12 protein-coding genes and 2 pseudogenes are annotated in these 16119 nt (G+C 58.5%); all 14 read left to right on the forward strand.

The annotated features are described in order from the left end of the window. The first annotated feature begins 812 nt into the window (after window positions 1-812). The 14 genes and pseudogenes from PACILC2_RS14150 to PACILC2_RS14215 all read left to right on the forward strand — a co-directional run bounded on the left by PACILC2_RS14150 (window position 813) and on the right by PACILC2_RS14215 (window position 15961). Window positions 813-3468, forward strand: a pseudogene (locus tag PACILC2_RS14150) (valine--tRNA ligase). A gap of 28 nt (window positions 3469-3496) precedes the next feature. Continuing rightward, window positions 3497-4870 carry a bifunctional folylpolyglutamate synthase/dihydrofolate synthase gene (locus PACILC2_RS14155; protein WP_213529208.1) on the forward strand — a complete coding sequence of 458 codons (1374 nt, stop codon included), beginning with the start codon at window positions 3497-3499 and terminating at the stop codon, window positions 4868-4870. 6 nt (window positions 4871-4876) lie between these two features. Beyond that, a pseudogene (murC, locus tag PACILC2_RS14160) lies at window positions 4877-6276 on the forward strand (UDP-N-acetylmuramate--L-alanine ligase). A 156-nt stretch (window positions 6277-6432) separates the two neighbouring features. Further along, entirely contained in the window at window positions 6433-7980 is a 1548-nt protein-coding gene (locus PACILC2_RS14165) for an SPOR domain-containing protein (protein ID WP_213529209.1), read from the forward strand. A gap of 50 nt (window positions 7981-8030) precedes the next feature. Next, window positions 8031-8279: a DUF4321 domain-containing protein gene (locus PACILC2_RS14170; RefSeq protein WP_244863512.1), complete on the forward strand. Its 249-nt coding sequence runs from the start codon at window positions 8031-8033 to the stop codon at window positions 8277-8279. Between the two features lie 23 nt (window positions 8280-8302). Then, the gene (locus tag PACILC2_RS14175; protein WP_062496631.1) at window positions 8303-8953 is read left to right on the forward strand and encodes a Maf family protein; all 651 of its coding nucleotides are present in this window, start codon (window positions 8303-8305) and stop codon (window positions 8951-8953) included. A gap of 80 nt (window positions 8954-9033) precedes the next feature. Beyond that, window positions 9034-9723: a RadC family protein gene (gene radC, locus PACILC2_RS14180; protein ID WP_213529210.1), complete on the forward strand. Its 690-nt coding sequence runs from the start codon at window positions 9034-9036 to the stop codon at window positions 9721-9723. A 42-nt stretch (window positions 9724-9765) separates the two neighbouring features. Further along, window positions 9766-10800 (forward strand): rod shape-determining protein, encoded by a 1035-nt coding sequence (locus PACILC2_RS14185; RefSeq protein ID WP_062491904.1) that lies wholly within the window; start codon window positions 9766-9768, stop codon window positions 10798-10800. A gap of 42 nt (window positions 10801-10842) precedes the next feature. Then, entirely contained in the window at window positions 10843-11718 is an 876-nt protein-coding gene (gene mreC / locus PACILC2_RS14190) for a rod shape-determining protein MreC (protein ID WP_307860590.1), read from the forward strand. Then, window positions 11715-12239: a rod shape-determining protein MreD gene (mreD, locus tag PACILC2_RS14195; protein ID WP_062491908.1), complete on the forward strand. Its 525-nt coding sequence runs from the start codon at window positions 11715-11717 to the stop codon at window positions 12237-12239. The genes mreC and mreD overlap by 4 nt, the downstream gene beginning before the upstream one ends. Window positions 12240-12302: 63 nt before the next feature. Beyond that, window positions 12303-12962 carry a septum site-determining protein MinC gene (minC, locus tag PACILC2_RS14200; RefSeq protein ID WP_062491911.1) on the forward strand — a complete coding sequence of 220 codons (660 nt, stop codon included), beginning with the start codon at window positions 12303-12305 and terminating at the stop codon, window positions 12960-12962. Between the two features lie 3 nt (window positions 12963-12965). Then, complete coding sequence (gene minD / locus PACILC2_RS14205) at window positions 12966-13757, forward strand: septum site-determining protein MinD (RefSeq protein ID WP_062491913.1); 792 nt, start codon at window positions 12966-12968, stop codon at window positions 13755-13757. A gap of 168 nt (window positions 13758-13925) precedes the next feature. Beyond that, complete coding sequence (locus tag PACILC2_RS14210) at window positions 13926-14912, forward strand: FtsW/RodA/SpoVE family cell cycle protein (protein WP_307860591.1); 987 nt, start codon at window positions 13926-13928, stop codon at window positions 14910-14912. A gap of 92 nt (window positions 14913-15004) precedes the next feature. Continuing rightward, window positions 15005-15961 carry a D-2-hydroxyacid dehydrogenase gene (locus PACILC2_RS14215; protein WP_213529211.1) on the forward strand — a complete coding sequence of 319 codons (957 nt, stop codon included), beginning with the start codon at window positions 15005-15007 and terminating at the stop codon, window positions 15959-15961. The last annotated feature ends 158 nt before the right edge of the window (window positions 15962-16119 follow it).

Raw genomic sequence — 16119 nt, forward strand, 5'->3', positions numbered from 1 at the left:
AACGCTATTTGCTTAAAAGTAGTCAAATTCAGGCGGAATATCGTAAATAAGGTGGCTCAGATTCGTTACATCCCAAAAAGTAGCTTATAGACCAAAATAAGGTGTGTGAGATTCGTTAGAGAAACGTTCTGTCTGAGGAGTAACGTTCCGTCTGAGGAGAAACGTTCCGTCTGAGAAATAACGTTCTGTCTGAGAATAACGTTCCGTCTGTGCGAACGCACCAGGGCTCATCCCCTTCGCTGGATGCCGCAGCCACCGTTCATGCCTTGGTCGAACTCGCTTCCGGCCGAATGCCGGATGAAGAAAAGCTAACAACAGCATAGTCGAAGTCTGCTCCCGCCGCTAGGTGGGGGCTATTTGACGTTCACGCCGGGCCCATAGCGCCCCTGAGGTGCGCGAACGCCCGCCCCCGCGCAGCGGGTTCCCCGCCCGCTACTGCCACTTTCAAAATAGGTCGCCGCTTATATTGACGAAAGACGTATAACGCAGGTATGATTAAGGATATAACTTTGTATAAAGACGAAGAAAGGGAAGAGTCGCAAGCCAAGCCTTCAGAGAGCGGAACGGTTGCAGCTGAGAGTTCCGCAGGATGTTGCTGCGACAGGTCGCCCCGGAGTCGCCTGCCCGATGCTCGATTCAGCCAAGGCAGGCCGGCAGCAGCCGTTATCTGTCCGAGTGCCGCATTACGCCGTAGCAGGCGGTGCGGAATGAAGGTGGTACCACGGAAGAGCACAGCCCTTTCGTCCTTTGGCGGACGGGGGCTTTTTCTATTTTATGGGCCGCTGAGCCCGATTTTATGGAGGTTGAGTCAAATGGCAGACAATCAGACGGCGACGGCGATGCCGACGACGTACGATCCGAAGCAGGCGGAGCAAAATGGTACGATTATTGGATAAAGGGCAATTTTTTCAAGGCTGGCGTAAGGCCGGATGCGAAGCCGTACACGATCGTCATCCCGCCGCCGAACGTTACGGGTATGCTGCATATCGGTCATGCGCTCGATTTCACGCTTCAGGACATTATGATTCGCGCGAAGCGGATGCAGGGTTACGATGCGCTGTGGCTGCCGGGTACCGACCATGCGGGGATCGCCACGCAGACGAAGGTGGAGCAGCGGCTTCGCGAGGAGGGCGTAACGCGCTACGATCTGGGACGCGAGGCATTTCTCGAGAAAGTATGGGAATGGAAGGAGCGGTACGCCGAAACGATCCGCGAGCAGTGGGCCAAAATGGGCTTCTCGCTCGATTATTCCCGCGAGCGGTTCACGCTCGATGAAGGGCTGTCGCGCGCGGTGCGCGAAGTGTTCGTCCGGCTGTACGACAAAGGTCTGATCTATCGCGGCAAGAAGATTATCAACTGGGACCCGGCCGCCCGCACGGCATTGTCGGACATCGAAGTGGAGTATAAAGAAGTCAACGGCCATCTCTATCATCTCCAATATCCGCTCAAGGACGGCAGCGGCACGTTGACGGTGGCGACGACCCGGCCGGAGACGATGCTGGGCGATACGGCCGTCGCCGTTCACCCGGAAGACGAGCGCTACAAGCATCTGATCGGCAAAACGCTCGTGCTGCCTATACTCGGCCGTGAAATTCCGATTATCGGCGACGAGTACGTGGAGAAAGATTTCGGCTCCGGCGCCGTCAAGATTACGCCGGCTCACGATCCGAACGACTTCGAGGTCGGCCTGCGGCATGATCTTCCGCAAATTATCGTCATGGACGAAAGCGGCGTAATGAACGAGAATGCCGGCCCGTATCAAGGGCTCGACAGGGCCGAATGCCGCAAGCGGATCGTGGCCGATCTGAAAGAGCAGGGCGTCCTGGTCAAAATCGAGGATCACGTTCATCAGGTCGGCCATAGCGAGCGCAGCGGAGCCGTCGTCGAGCCGTACTTGTCGACGCAGTGGTTCGTCGCGATGAAGCCGCTCGCGGAGCGGGCGATCGAAGCGCAGAAGGCCGGCAAAGGCGTCCGTTTCGTACCCGACCGGTTCGAAAAATTTACTTGCACTGGATCGAGAACGTCCGCGACTGGTGCATCTCCCGCCAGCTGTGGTGGGGTCACCGGATTCCGGCCTGGTATTGCGACGGCTGCGGCGAGCTTCATGTTTCGCGGGAAGACATGACCGATTGTCCCGCATGCGGCGGCCCGCTCCGCCAGGACGAGGACGTGCTGGATACATGGTTCAGTTCGGCGCTGTGGCCGTTCTCGACGCTCGGCTGGCCGTCGGAGACGGAAGACATGAAGTGGTATTATCCGACCGACCTGCTTGTCACAGGCTACGACATCATCTATTTCTGGGTGGCCCGGATGATTTTCACCGCGCTCGAATTTACCGGAACGATTCCGTTCCGCGACGTGCTGCTGCACGGCCTCGTCCGCGACGAGAACGGGCAGAAGATGTCCAAGTCGCTTGGCAACGGCGTCGATCCGCTCGATGTGATCGAGCAGTACGGCGCGGATGCGATGCGCTTCATGCTGTCGACCGGCATTACGCCCGGCCAGGATTTGCGCTACCGCAAAGAGAAGGTCGAGCAGGCGCGCAACTTCGCGAACAAGATCTGGAACGCGTCCCGCTTCGCCCTTATGAATCTGGAAGGCTTTAAAGTGTCGGACATCGATCTTTCCGGCAAGCTCGGCACGGCGGAAAGATGGATTTTGCACCGGCTGAACGAAACGGCGCGCGATATAACCCGTCTGATCGACCAGTACGAATTCGGAGAAACGGGCCGATTGCTGTACAATTTCATCTGGGACGATCTGTGCGATTGGTATATCGAGTTTGCCAAGCTCAATCTGTATGGCCAGGACGAGGAAGCGAAGCGCGCCACGCAGTCGGTGCTCGCTTACGTGCTCGACCGGACGCTGCGGCTCATCCATCCGTTCATGCCTTTCATCAGCGAGGAAATCTGGCAGCATCTGCCGCATGAGGGCGAAACGATTACGCTGGCCGCCTGGCCGACGTATGACGCCGCGTTCGAAGCGCCGGAAGCGGTGCGCGAGATGGAACTGCTGATGGAGCTTATTCGCGCCGTGCGCAACATTCGCGCCGAGGTCGGAGCGCCGATGAGCCGCAAGGTCGAGCTGATCGTCAAGCCTTCCGGAGAGACGGAGGAAGCGATCCTGAACCGCAACCGCGATTTTATCGAGCGGTTCTGCGGCACGTCGCAATTGGAGATCGGTCTTGCTCTTACCGGACCGGACAAGGCGATGTCCGCAGTTGTGACGGGGGCCGAGCTGTTCTTGCCGCTTGCCGGACTGATCGACATCGAGCAGGAAATCGCCCGCCTGGAGAAAGAGCTGAAAACGTTGAACGGCGAGGTCGAACGGATCGAGAGGAAGCTGGCCAACGAAGGCTTTATGGCGAAAGCTCCGGCCAAAGTAATCGAGGAAGAACGCAACAAATTGAAAGACTACGCGGACAAGCGTGCGAAAGTGCTGGCGAGAATCGCCGAGCTTCGCGGCTGACCGCGAACGGAAAGAAGGAAATGCTGCGATGACGGAAACGACGAATCGGCAGACGGAACCGTTCGCCACCTACCGGGAGGCGGCCGACTGGATAAACGGCCTCGTTCCTTTCGGCATCCGGCCGGGCCTGGAGAGAATCAATCTTTTGCTGGAAAGGCTCGGCCATCCGGAGCGCCGGCTGAAATTTATTCATGTGGCCGGCACGAACGGCAAAGGCTCGGTCTGCGCTTATTTGACGAGCGTGTTGATTCGGTGCGGTTACGATGTGGGGACGTATACGTCCCCATATCTCACGAAGTTTACGAATCGTTTTCAATATAACGGCGAGGATATCCCGGAAGAAACGTTGACGGCATTGGCCAACCGGCTCAAGCCGGAAGTGGACGAGATCGCGGCGACTCCGCTCGGATCGCCGACGATGTTCGAAGTATCGACGGCGCTTGCGCTGCTCTATTACGCGACGGTCACCTACCCCGACTACGTCGTATGGGAGACGGGCCTTGGCGGCCGGCTGGACGTAACGAACGTCGTGACGCCGGTCGTCTCGGTCATTACGAATGTCGGGCACGACCATATGGACATTCTCGGCGATTCGATCGTCCAGGTGGCCAGCGAGAAGGCGGGAATCATCAAGGCCGGCGTCCCCGTCGTGAGCGCGGTCGAACAGCCGGAAGCGATCGAGGTGATCCGGGAGACGGCGGAGCGGAAGAGCAGCACGCTGTATTTGTACGGAAAGCAGTTTCGCGAGACGCCGATCGAGGTGCGCGAAAACGAGCAGACGTTCCGCTTCGAAGGATTGTTCCGCAATATTGAGCCGCTGACGATTACGATGAACGGCGCGCATCAGCGGAAGAACGCGGCTGTCGCGATCATGACGCTGGAAGTGCTGCGGCAGTATTACGCGCTGATCGTAGAGGACGAGGATTTGGCCGCCGGTCTGCGCGAGACGGCATGGCCGGGAAGGCTGGAGATGGTATCCGACAATCCGCGCATCCTGCTTGACGGCGCCCATAATCCCGAAGGCGCGGAAACGTTGTCGTCGGCGCTGACCGATACGTATCGGTACGAGAAGCTGCATGTCATGATCGGTATGCTCGAGAACAAGAAACATCGCAACGTACTGAAGCATATACTGCCACTAGTGGATTCGCTGATCGTAACGGCGCCTGATTTCCGCAAAGCGATGGCGGCGGAAGCGTTGGGAGAGCTCGCTCGGGATATGATGAAGGAGATGGACCTGCACGTGGAACTGGCAGTCGTGCCGGATTGGCGGGAAGCGCTGGAGCGGCTGCGCCGGACGACCGGCTCCGGCGATCTGGCGGTCGTGACCGGTACGCTCTATTTGATCGCTGATGTCCGTTCCCGTCTGTTGAGCAACTCGGATAATGAAAAAGGTTGGTGAGTCTCTGTGAATTCGGCAGAACATGTACATTTCATCGGCATCGGCGGCTACGGCATGAGCGCGATCGCCAGAGTTATGCTGGAAATGGGTTACACGGTGACCGGATCGGACGTCGCCCGCCAGGAACTGACGGAGAAGCTGGCGGCCAAAGGCGCGCGCATCTATATCGGCCACGAGGCCAAGCATGTTCAGGGAGCGGATCTGGTCGTCTATTCCACCGCGCTGGCAAAAGACAATGTGGAGCGCAGAGCGGCGGAAGAGTTGAACATTCCGGTGCTTCATCGCGCCCAGATGCTCGCCCGCATCATGAATGCCGGCAAAGGCGTGGCGGTGGCGGGGGCGCACGGGAAGACGACGACCTCATCCATGATCGCGCTCGTAATGGAGATGTGCAAGCTGGATCCGACCTACGTTATCGGAGGGGAAATCGTCAACGTCGGGACGAACGCGAAGGCGGGCAAAGGCGATTATGTCGTGGCGGAAGCCGACGAAAGCGACGGCTCGTTTCTGCAATACCGGCCGGCTATCGGCATCGTGACCAACATCGAGCCCGATCATCTTGAAAATTACGACGGCGACTTCGGCAAGCTGAAGGCCGCTTACGTGCAGTTTCTGCGTCAGATCAAGCCGGGCGGCCGGGCGATCGTCTGCGCCGACGACGACAACTTGCGCGAGCTGCTGCCTCGCCTCGAAGCCGATTTTCCGACGACCGCCGCATCGTGACGTACGCGGTCGAAGGCGATGCGGAATTCAAAGCGGAGCGCATCGCGCTCGGAGACCGGATGGTGTCGTTCGCGGTGACGCGCAACGGCGCCGCGCTCGGCACGATCGAGCTGTCGGTGCCGGGGCTGCACAATGTGTACAATGCGCTGGCCACGGTTATCGCGTGTCTGGAGGCGGGAATCGCCTTCGAGGATATCGCCGAGGCGATCCGTTCCTTCCGCGGGGCGAAACGGCGTTTTCAGGTGCTGGGCGAAGTGAACGATATACTCGTCATTGACGATTACGCCCATCATCCGACGGAGATTCAGGCGACGATCAGCGCGGCCAAGGCGACGGGCAAACGGATTGTGGCGGTATTTCAGCCGCAGCGTTATTCGCGCACCTTCTTTTTGCTGGAGCAATTCAGCCGGGCTTTCTCGGAAGCGGACCGGGTCATCATTACCGATATTTATTCGCCGGCCGGCGAGCAGCAAATCGAAGGCGTTCATTCGCGGAAGCTTGTCGAGCTTATTCGCCAAAACAGCAATCCGAACACCGATTACATGGCGACCAAAGAAGAAGTGCAGGCCCATCTGGCGGAAACGGTGCGGCCGGGCGATCTCGTCATTACGATGGGAGCGGGCGATATTTGGAAAGCGGCGGACGGTCTCGTCCAGACGCTCAAGACGAAACATCCGGTATAACATGGAAGCCTCCGAACCGCTGTAACAAGCGGAAGCCGGGGGCTTCTTTGCGTTTTTCTTGCTTTCGGGGCGGGGACAATCATAACTCTATCAATGGGCTCATATGATCATAGTAGAAGATATGGGACAAGAAATACTATACGAGGAGAGAGCGATATGAACCCGAAAGCGCGTATCACGTACCGGTTTGACCATAAAACGGCGGAGTCCGGCGCGAAGCGGACGAACGGTCCGGAAGGCGGCGGCGAGACGAAGGGCGGCGAGGCGAAGGTTGTGCCGATCGGGCGGGACCGCGAGGAGATGACGTTTACGACGGAAATCGCCTCCTGGAAAAGTCCGTTCCAGGACGATATCGGCGCGCTGGAGCAACTGATCCGCGACACGGATGCGGACCATGCGTCTGCGGAGCGCAAAGTGGCCAATAGCGGCAGCGCCAAAACCGGCCAGGCGAAAAACGGCACAATCAAAGTCGGCGCGGTCAAGAGCGCGGAAGATGCCCGGAGAAGTTCGAAAGGCGCGCCGCCGTCCGTAACGGCGTCCGGGCCGGCAACGGCCGGAGGCGGCCGTCCGGACACGCTCCGGCCGGACGGTGCGCGGACCGCCGCGGCAGACGCTGCGGACGGAGGAAGCTACTGGTTTTCGGCGGACGCATCGCTTTTGCTTCCGGCCGACGGCGAAGACCTGCCCGATTGGATGCCGAAGGTGCCGCATCGGGAAGGGCCGGTGATCGAGCGGGATGCGGAAGCCGCTTCGTCCTCCCGGTTCGGCAGCTTCGGCCGTTACTCTACCGTGCGCTCGCGCGGCCCGGCACGGGGGCCGTCATGGATGAAAGTGTTCCTGTCGGTCACCGGCGCGATCGCGACCGGGGCGCTGTTCGGCTATGTGCTGCTATCGCTTTTTGCCGATCAGCCCTCGCTTCCGTCGCCGGCCGGGGCGGAGCAGACGAGTCAGGAGGGTGCGACAGCATCGCCCGGAGACGAAACGTCGGTTCCCGCCTCCGGGGAGGACGGGGAGAAGGCTCCGGAATCCGGCGCCGGCGAAGAGCGGAATGCCGCCGCGAATCCGGCCGGCACAGTCGCCGTGAAAGCGCCGGAAAGGACGTATCAGATGCTGCAATTCGGCGTATTCAGCAGCAGCGAAGGCCGGGATGCGGCGATCGCCCAGTTGAAGGACAAGGGGCTGGCCGCCGCCGCGCTTTCGACGGATGCCGATTTCCGCGTCTATGCCGGCATCGCCGACAATCGCAGCGAAGCGCTCGCGCTCAGCGCCAGGATGCCGGATCTCGAAGTATTTATCAAGCAGGTGGACGTTCCGGCCGCAACCAGTCTTCCTTTCGCAGGCAAATCCGAGGAATTGCAATCCTTCATCGACCTTACCGGCGAGCTGGTCGGGCAGCTGGGCAAGCTGACGGTCGCCCAGTTGGAGCAGCCGTCCCTGTCGCCAATCGGGGAAGCGGCCGTCGAAAGCTGGAAGGAAACGCACGAGCAGTGGACCAAAGCGGCCGCCGCGGCGCAAGCCGGAGCGGGCGATGGTGCCGGCAAGACGGCCATTGCGGAAATCGTCAAATCGCTCAATTCCGCCGCTGTGGCATTGGAGGAATATAACCGGAAGCCGGCTGTTTCCCATCTGTGGTCGGTGCAGAGCGCGCTGATGAACGCCGTTCTCGCCGAAAAAGGTTGGAGGGAATCGGCATCCGCATTGTAAAGACGTCTGTTGGCGCTTATAATAAATATGTCAATACTTGGCGAGAGGCGTTGAACGATGAAGAAAAACGGCTGGATACTGATGCTGTTCATTGTGCTGGGATTGCTGGCCGGCGCGCTTGTGGCCCGATGGCTGCCGAAGATGCCGGGCCTGACTTTTTAACGCAAACCGAAAGCATTAACCTGTCTCCGGCAGCCGATCTGCACGTATTTCGGTTTGACTTGACGATCGGCCTCGAACTGAGCCTGCTGAGCATCATCGGAGCCGTTCTGGCCGTTTGGCTGTACCGCAGGATGTAACGATCCCCGCCGGCAACCGGCGGATGAAAGGAGTGCGCAATGTGACGACGCGAACTTCAGAGCGAATCCATCACGATATCCGCCAGCTTGTGCTGGCTTCTTCTTCGCCGCGCCGGCGGGAACTGGTCGCATTGCTCGGCCTTTCCTTGCCGGTTCGTCTTATTTCGACCGATGTCGACGAAACGTCCGACCCGGCGTGGACGCCGGCTGCGACGGTGGAACAGTTGGCGCTGCGCAAAGCGCGGGCTGCGGCGGCCATGCTGCGCGGCGAGGAAGCCCCTCCGTCGGTTATCGTCGGAGCCGACACGATCGTCGTGCTGGACGGACAAGTTCTCGGCAAGCCGCAGTCCGAAGACGAAGCCGTTTCGATGCTGAGGCGGCTGCAGGGGCGCTCGCATGACGTATATACCGGCGTTGCCTTGATCGGTACGGCGGACGGACGCGAGCTCGTGCGACACCGTTCGACGCGGGTGACGATGAAGCCGCTCGATGACGAACGAATCCGCCGCTATGTGCGGACCGGCGAGCCGATGGACAAGGCCGGCTCGTACGGGATTCAAGGGCTCGGCGCCACGCTTGTCGAGCGAATCGAAGGCTGTTATTTCAACGTCGTCGGCCTGCCGTTGCCGCTGCTCGCGGATATGCTGTCGGAATTTGGCGTAGACGTACTTTGACGTAGACGTAATTTGACGTGCTTTAACGAAACGAAGAATCCGAAGAAAAGAAACGTACGGTAAAGGCGGGGATGGACATAATGACGCAGCCCAGTTACGTTCTGCGCGATGTCCCCCATGAAGACCGACCGAGAGAGCGCATGATGAACTATGGGGCCGAAGCGCTGAGTCATGCCGAGCTGCTGGCGATTTTGCTGCGCACGGGGACGAGACGGGAATCCGCCGTTCACCTGGCCGGCAGAGTGTTGAAGGAATGCGGGAGCTTGCGCAATTTGCTGGATATGTCGCTTGAAGAATTGACCGCCATCCGCGGCATCGGACAAGCCAAAGCACTGCAGCTGATGGCCGGCATCGAACTGGGGCGGCGGATCAACCGCGAGCGGACGGACGGGCCCGTCACGATCCGCAGACCCGAGGATGCCGCGAACATCGTCATGGACGATCTGCGCTATTTGAAGAAAGAACATTTCGTCTGTTTGTTTCTGAATACGAAAAACCAGGTCATTACCCAGGAAACGCTGTCCGTCGGCACGCTGAACGCCTCGCTCGTCCACCCGCGCGAGGTGTTCCGGGCTGCAATCAAGTGCAGCAGCGCGTCGATCATTTGCGTGCACAACCATCCCAGCGGAGATCCTTCCCCGAGTCCGGAGGACGTCGCATTGACGAAGAGGCTTGCCGAAGCCGGGGAACTGGTTGGCATCGACGTGCTGGATCATATTGTCATCGGCGATGGGCGCTATGTCAGTTTGAAGGAACAAGGTCTCTTGTAATATAATAATAGGGATTGTCGGATTGAAGAAGGGAGAACGAACATGTTTGGTGGTTTTACAAGAGACCTGGGTATCGACCTTGGAACGGCGAATACTCTCGTATATGTCAGAGGCAAAGGAATTGTAGTCAGGGAGCCTTCCGTGGTAGCCCTGCGTACCGATACGAAAACGATCGAAGCGGTCGGCGAACACGCGAAGAAGATGATCGGGCGCACGCCCGGCAACATTCGCGCCGTCCGTCCGATGAAGGACGGCGTCATCGCCGACTTCGAAACGACGGCGACGATGATCAAGTATTTTATTCGCCAAGCCCAGAAGCAGCGCTCGCTGTTTCCCCGCCATCCCAGCGTGATGGTATGCGTTCCTTCGGGAATTACGGCGGTGGAGAAGCGGGCCGTTGAAGATGCGACGAAACAGGCGGGCGCACGGGAGGCGTACACGATCGAAGAGCCTTTCGCTGCTGCGATCGGCGCCGATCTGCCCGTATGGGAACCGACCGGAAGCATGGTCGTCGATATCGGCGGCGGCACGACCGAGGTGGCGGTCATTTCGCTCGGCGGTATCGTGACGAGCCGTTCGATCCGCATCGCGGGAGATGAAATGGATGAAGCGATTATCCAGTACATCAAGCGGATGTACAACCTGATGATCGGCGAACGGACAAGCGAGCAGCTCAAGATGGACATCGGGACGGCGCTGCCGCTGGAAAAGACGGAGTCGATGGAAATTCGCGGCCGGGACCTCGTTACGGGCTTGCCGAAGACGCTCTCGATCACGTCGGACGAAATTACCGAAGCGTTGACCGATACGGTGAACGCGATTGTGGAAGCCGTCAAAATTACGCTCGAGAAATGTCCGCCGGAGCTCTCCGCAGATATTATGGACCGCGGAATCGTGTTGACGGGCGGCGGAGCGCTGCTGCGCAATTTGGACAAGCTGCTCGCGCGCGAGACGGGCATGCCGGTCATCGTGGCGGAAAATCCGCTCGACTGCGTTGCGATCGGCACCGGCCGGGCGCTTGACAATATCCATCTGTTCAAAAATAAAGGCGGCGCTGCGTCCCGTTCCAGACGTTAATGTCCGCTAGCGGTCGGGTGAAGGAATGGGCGGGTGATTGAAGTGTCTAAACACATCCGGAATAAAAGGTTGTTCGTGCTCATGCTCGGTCTGATCTTGTTCATTGCGGTGATCGGCTTCTCCATTGCCGACCGCAAGAACCTGTCCTGGCCGGAAAACTTTATCAAAGATACGGTCGGATTCGTTCAGCAATGGTTCTACAAGCCCGCTGGTTATATGGCGGGCTTGTTTGAGGATATCCGTACGCTGCGTACGCTGCGCGAGGAGAACGAGCAGTTGCGGCAGCTGGCCGCTGCCTATGCAAGGGATAAGGCGGAGTACAATTTTGTCCGGAACGAGAACGAACGGCTGAAGAAAGAGCTCGGCTTCACGGAACGGCAGCAGAGTCTGTACAAATACAAATATATGATCGCTCAGGTCGTGGCGGTCAGCCCCGATCCGTACAACCGAACGATCCGCATCAATCTCGGCTCCAAGGACGGCGTCCGTACGAATATGGCCGTGACGAGCGTGGAAGGCCTTGTCGGCATCGTCAGCAAAGTATCGCCGTTCCATGCCGAAGTGATGCCGCTGACGGAACTGGACGACAGCTCGCTGACGTCCAAGTCGATCGCGGCGACCATTCGCGGCAGAGAGGACAAGTCATTCGGCATCGTCAGCAGCTATGACGATGAAACGGGCATGCTGCATATGAACAAAATTCCCGAGAACGACGAAATGACTGTCGGGGATACGGTCATTACGTCGGGCTTCGGCAACGTCTATCCTCGCGGACTTACGATCGGAACGGTGGAAACGGTGCAGGTCGGCGACATGGGATTGACGAAAGTGGCATCCGTCCGCCCGGCGGTCGATTTCGACCATTTGTCGGAAGTGTTCGTCGTGGAAGTGCCGGGTCAAGAGGAGACGTCGGAATGAACCGGTACGGCCTGATCGGGATTATGCTGCTGCTTTTCATGCTGGAAGGAACGATCGTGCCGTGGCTCGTTCCGGTCGGCTTCGGCGACCGGATCGTTCCCCATTTCGTGTTCGCGTTCGTTCTGTTCGCGGGTCTGTACGGCAGCCGGTATATGGCGTTCGGTCTCGGAATCGGCTTCGGACTTCTTCAGGATATCGTCTATTACGGCCATCTGATGGGCGTTCATACGTTTCTGATGGGCCTGCTCGGCTACACGGCCGGTTTGCTGGCGGCGAACAAACGGATCACGCTCGTCATGGCGCTTGCCATAATCGGTTTGGCCACATTCGCCTACGATTCGGGCGTATACTTCATTTACAGCGTCTTTCGCATTTCGACTGAAACTTATGACTGGGCCATTATCGATCATATCGCTCCCAGTTTATTTCTCCAGCTGATCTTTGCTCTTGTCTTTTACATACCGGCAAGACGATGGTTTGAACGTATCGCTCCCAGACAAAAGTCAGGCGAGGAGGAATAGCGGGCTGCCGGCAGGAATCCGCCGGTTCCGGGACGAAAGGTATAAGTTCAGGGAGGGACGGACGTGGCCGATAAACAGTATATTACGATCAAGGGCGTAAAAGACGGTCTCGTGTTCCTGCTTGACGACCGGTGCGAGTTTTCCGCGCTGCTGGACGAGCTCCGGTACAAGCTGGAAAATACCCACCAGCAGCTGTTATCGGGCCCGCTCGTTCACGTTCAGGTGAAGCTCGGCAACCGGCGCGTCAACGAAGATGAGAAGGAGCGGCTTCGGGCTGTCATTCGTCAGCAGGGCAATCTGCTCGTTCAGTCGATCGAATCCGAGCATCCCGCGGAGATGGCGGCCGGCAGGCTGGCGCTGAAGGTCATGACGGCGATCGTCCGCTCCGGCCAGACGGTCGAGCACGAAGGCGATCTGCTGCTGCTCGGCGACGTGAACCCCGGCGGTGCGCTGCGCTGCACGGGAAACATCTATGTGCTGGGCGCGCTGCGGGGTATGGCGCATGCCGGCTGCGACGGCGACGAGAAGGCGGTCATCGCGGCCTCGCTGCTGCGACCGACGCAGCTTCGCATCGCCGGGGTGATCAGCCGGCCGCCGGAAGAATGGATCAGCGGGGACGCGGCGATGGAATACGCCTTTTTGCAGGACGGAGTTATGAAGGTCGACAAGACGACGCAGCTTCACCGCCTGCGCAAAGAATCGGTCTTCTTTAAAGGAGTGTAAATCATGGGAGAAGCGATTGTCGTAACGTCGGGCAAGGGCGGGGTCGGCAAAACGACCACTTCCGCCAATCTGGGGACGGCTCTCGCCCTGCTCGGCAAGAAGGTGTGCATGGTGGATACCGATATCGGATTGCGCAACCTTGATGTCGTGATGGGACTCGAAAACCGGATCATCTACGATCTCGTCGACGTGGCCCAAGGCCGCTGCCGCCTTCAGCAAGCGCTCGTCAAGGACAAGCGGTTCGATGAATTGTACATGCTGCCGGCCGCACAGACGAAAGACAAGCACGATGTGACGCCCGAGCAGGTGAAGGATATGGTCATGGAGCTGAAGAAGGACCATGACTACGTCATTATCGATTGTCCGGCCGGCATCGAACAGGGATTCCGCAATGCGGTCGCCGGGGCGGACCGGGCCATTATCGTGACGACGCCGGAAAATGCGGCCGTGCGCGACGCGGACCGGGTCATCGGCCTGCTGGAGCAATCGCAGCTGCCTTCGAAGCTGATCATCAACCGCATTCGGGCGAACATGGTCAAATCCGGCGAGATGCTGGATGTCGAAGACATTTGCAACATTCTTGCCATCGATCTGCTCGGCATCGTCCCCGACGACGAGAAGGTGATCAAGTCGGCCAACGCCGGAGAGCCTACCGTGATGAATCCGTCCTCGCGGGCGGCGATCGCTTACCGCAACATTGCACGCCGGATACTGGGCGATATGGTGCCGTTAATGCCGCTGGAAGAGAAGAGCGGCGTATTTAGCCGGTTTCGCAAGTTTTTGGGAATAGGATGAGCTCGCGGTGATCAACAAACTGAAAAAATTCGACTGGGGCATTCTTCTACTGCTAGGTTTGTTTATGATCATCAGCTTTTCGTTGTCAGAAGCGCGACGTACGGCGATCCGCGATATGCCAGCTACGATACGAAAACGCTTATTTTTTACGGTCTCGGGTTTATCGTGGTGCTGTTCGTATCCATGATCGATTACCGGGTTTTTCTCAAAGTATGGCATGTCTTGTACGGTATCGGCATCGTCATGCTTGTCGCCGTTCTCTTGTTCGTGCCGGAAATTAACGGGGCGAAAGGCTGGTTCAAGCTGCCTGGCGATTTGCTCTTTCAGCCTGCGGAAGCGGTCAAGCTGTTTCTCATTATCGGCATCGCGGTGCTGATGGGCAGGCGCAAGGGCGCCCCGTTGACGTTTGCGCAAGATCTGGTGCCGATCGGCGTCTTCGTCGGCATCCCGTTTGTCCTTGTTATGGCGCAGCCCGACCTCGGCAACGCCGTCATTTACCTGGTGATCGCGCTCGGCATGCTGTGGATCGGCAACGTCAAATATACGCATGTGCTGACCGGCACGGCGATCGTCGTTGCGGGGCTCGTCGCGTTCGTCATGCTGTTCAATACGTTCAATGCCGAAATTAAACAATACCTGGAAGACAAGAAGAAGCTTCACTGGTACCAGCGGATCAATACGTTCGTCAACCCGTCGGAGGCGACATCGGATGAGCGGCATCAGGCCGAAAACGCCAAAATCGCCATCGGTTCGGGCGGTTTGACGGGAGACGGTTTTATGCAGGGGGACATGAAAAACCGCGGCTTCATTCCGTACCCGTATTCGGACTCGATCTTCGTCGTCGTCGGCGAGGAATTCGGCTTCCAGGGGGCGGCGATTTTGCTGCTGCTCTACTTCCTGTTGATCTACCGGATGATCATTACCGCTTTCCACTGTCACGATTTGAGAGCGTCGTTTATCGTCATCGGCATCGTATCGATGTTCGTCTTTCAAATTTTCCAAAATATCGGCATGACGATCGGGCTGATGCCGATTACCGGCATTACGCTGCCGTTCGTCAGTTATGGCGGAACTTCGCTGCTGATCAATATGTTTTGTATCGGGCTCGTATTCAGCATACGGGCACATCAGGAAGTATACCAGTTGAACGATTGACGCAAGCCGTCCGGAATGCCGGATGGCTTGTTGCAATATATAGTTCAAATATAGTCCGACCAACCAATACCGGGAAAGAAAGGGCGATGGGGATGAAGATCGTAGTGCTGGACGGATATGCGACGAATCCGGGAGACATGAGCTGGCAGCCGCTCGAACGGCTCGGCCGCTTGACGGTTTACGACCGGACGAAGGCCGAAGAGGTTGCGGAACGGGCCGCCGAAGCGGAAGCGGTGCTGACGAACAAGACGCCGATTGACGCCGAAGCGTTGAACCGGCTGCCGAAGCTGCGTTATATCGGCGTGCTGGCCACCGGCTACAACATAGTCGACATCGAGGCCGCGGCCAAACGCGGAATCGTCGTGACGAACGTGCCGGACTACAGCTCGATGTCTGTCGCGCAGCTTGTATTCGCCTTAATATTGGAGCACTGCCACCGCGTGCAGCGACATGCGGATGCGGTCAATGCCGGCGAGTGGGCGGCTTCCCCCGACTTCACGTTCTCCAAATCGCCGCTTGTCGAACTGGCCGGCAAGACGATCGGCATTGTCGGATTCGGCGAAATCGGGCGGCAGACGGCTCGGTTGGCGACCGCGTTCGGCATGAACGTCATGGTACATACGAGAACGGAGAAACGGGTAGCCGGGCTGGAACATGTCTCCTATGTGACGTTGGAAGAACTGCTGCGCCGGTCGGACATCGTTTCTCTGCATTGTCCGTTGACGCCGGAGACGAAAGAGATGATCAATCGCGAGACGATCGCGATGATGAAGCGGACCGCCTTGCTCATCAATACGGCACGCGGCGGACATATAGCGGAAGCCGATCTGGCGGAAGCTCTCCGGGAAGGGCGCATTGCGGGTGCGGGATTGGATGTGCTCTCCGTTGAACCGCCTGCAGCCGACCACCCGCTGATAGGGCTCGACAACTGCATCGTGACGCCGCACATCGCCTGGGCGACTCGGGAGGCGCGCGCACGACTGATCGGAATGGCCGCTTTCAATCTGGAACGTTTTATCGCAGGGGAAACGGTGAATCGGGTCAACTAAACGCCGCTCGCGGAAACATCCTTGTCTGCACCCTGCTCCGTTCATACGCATATGCGGAACATACTTGCTGAATGCTCCATCCGTTCATACTCATATGCGGAAACATACTTGTCTGCATCCGTTCATATGCATATAGTGATACAAGCCTCCCTGGACGT

It is taken from the genome of Paenibacillus cisolokensis (assembly GCF_018403665.1).
GTDB classification, from domain to species: domain Bacteria; phylum Bacillota; class Bacilli; order Paenibacillales; family Paenibacillaceae; genus Paenibacillus_AH; species Paenibacillus_AH cisolokensis.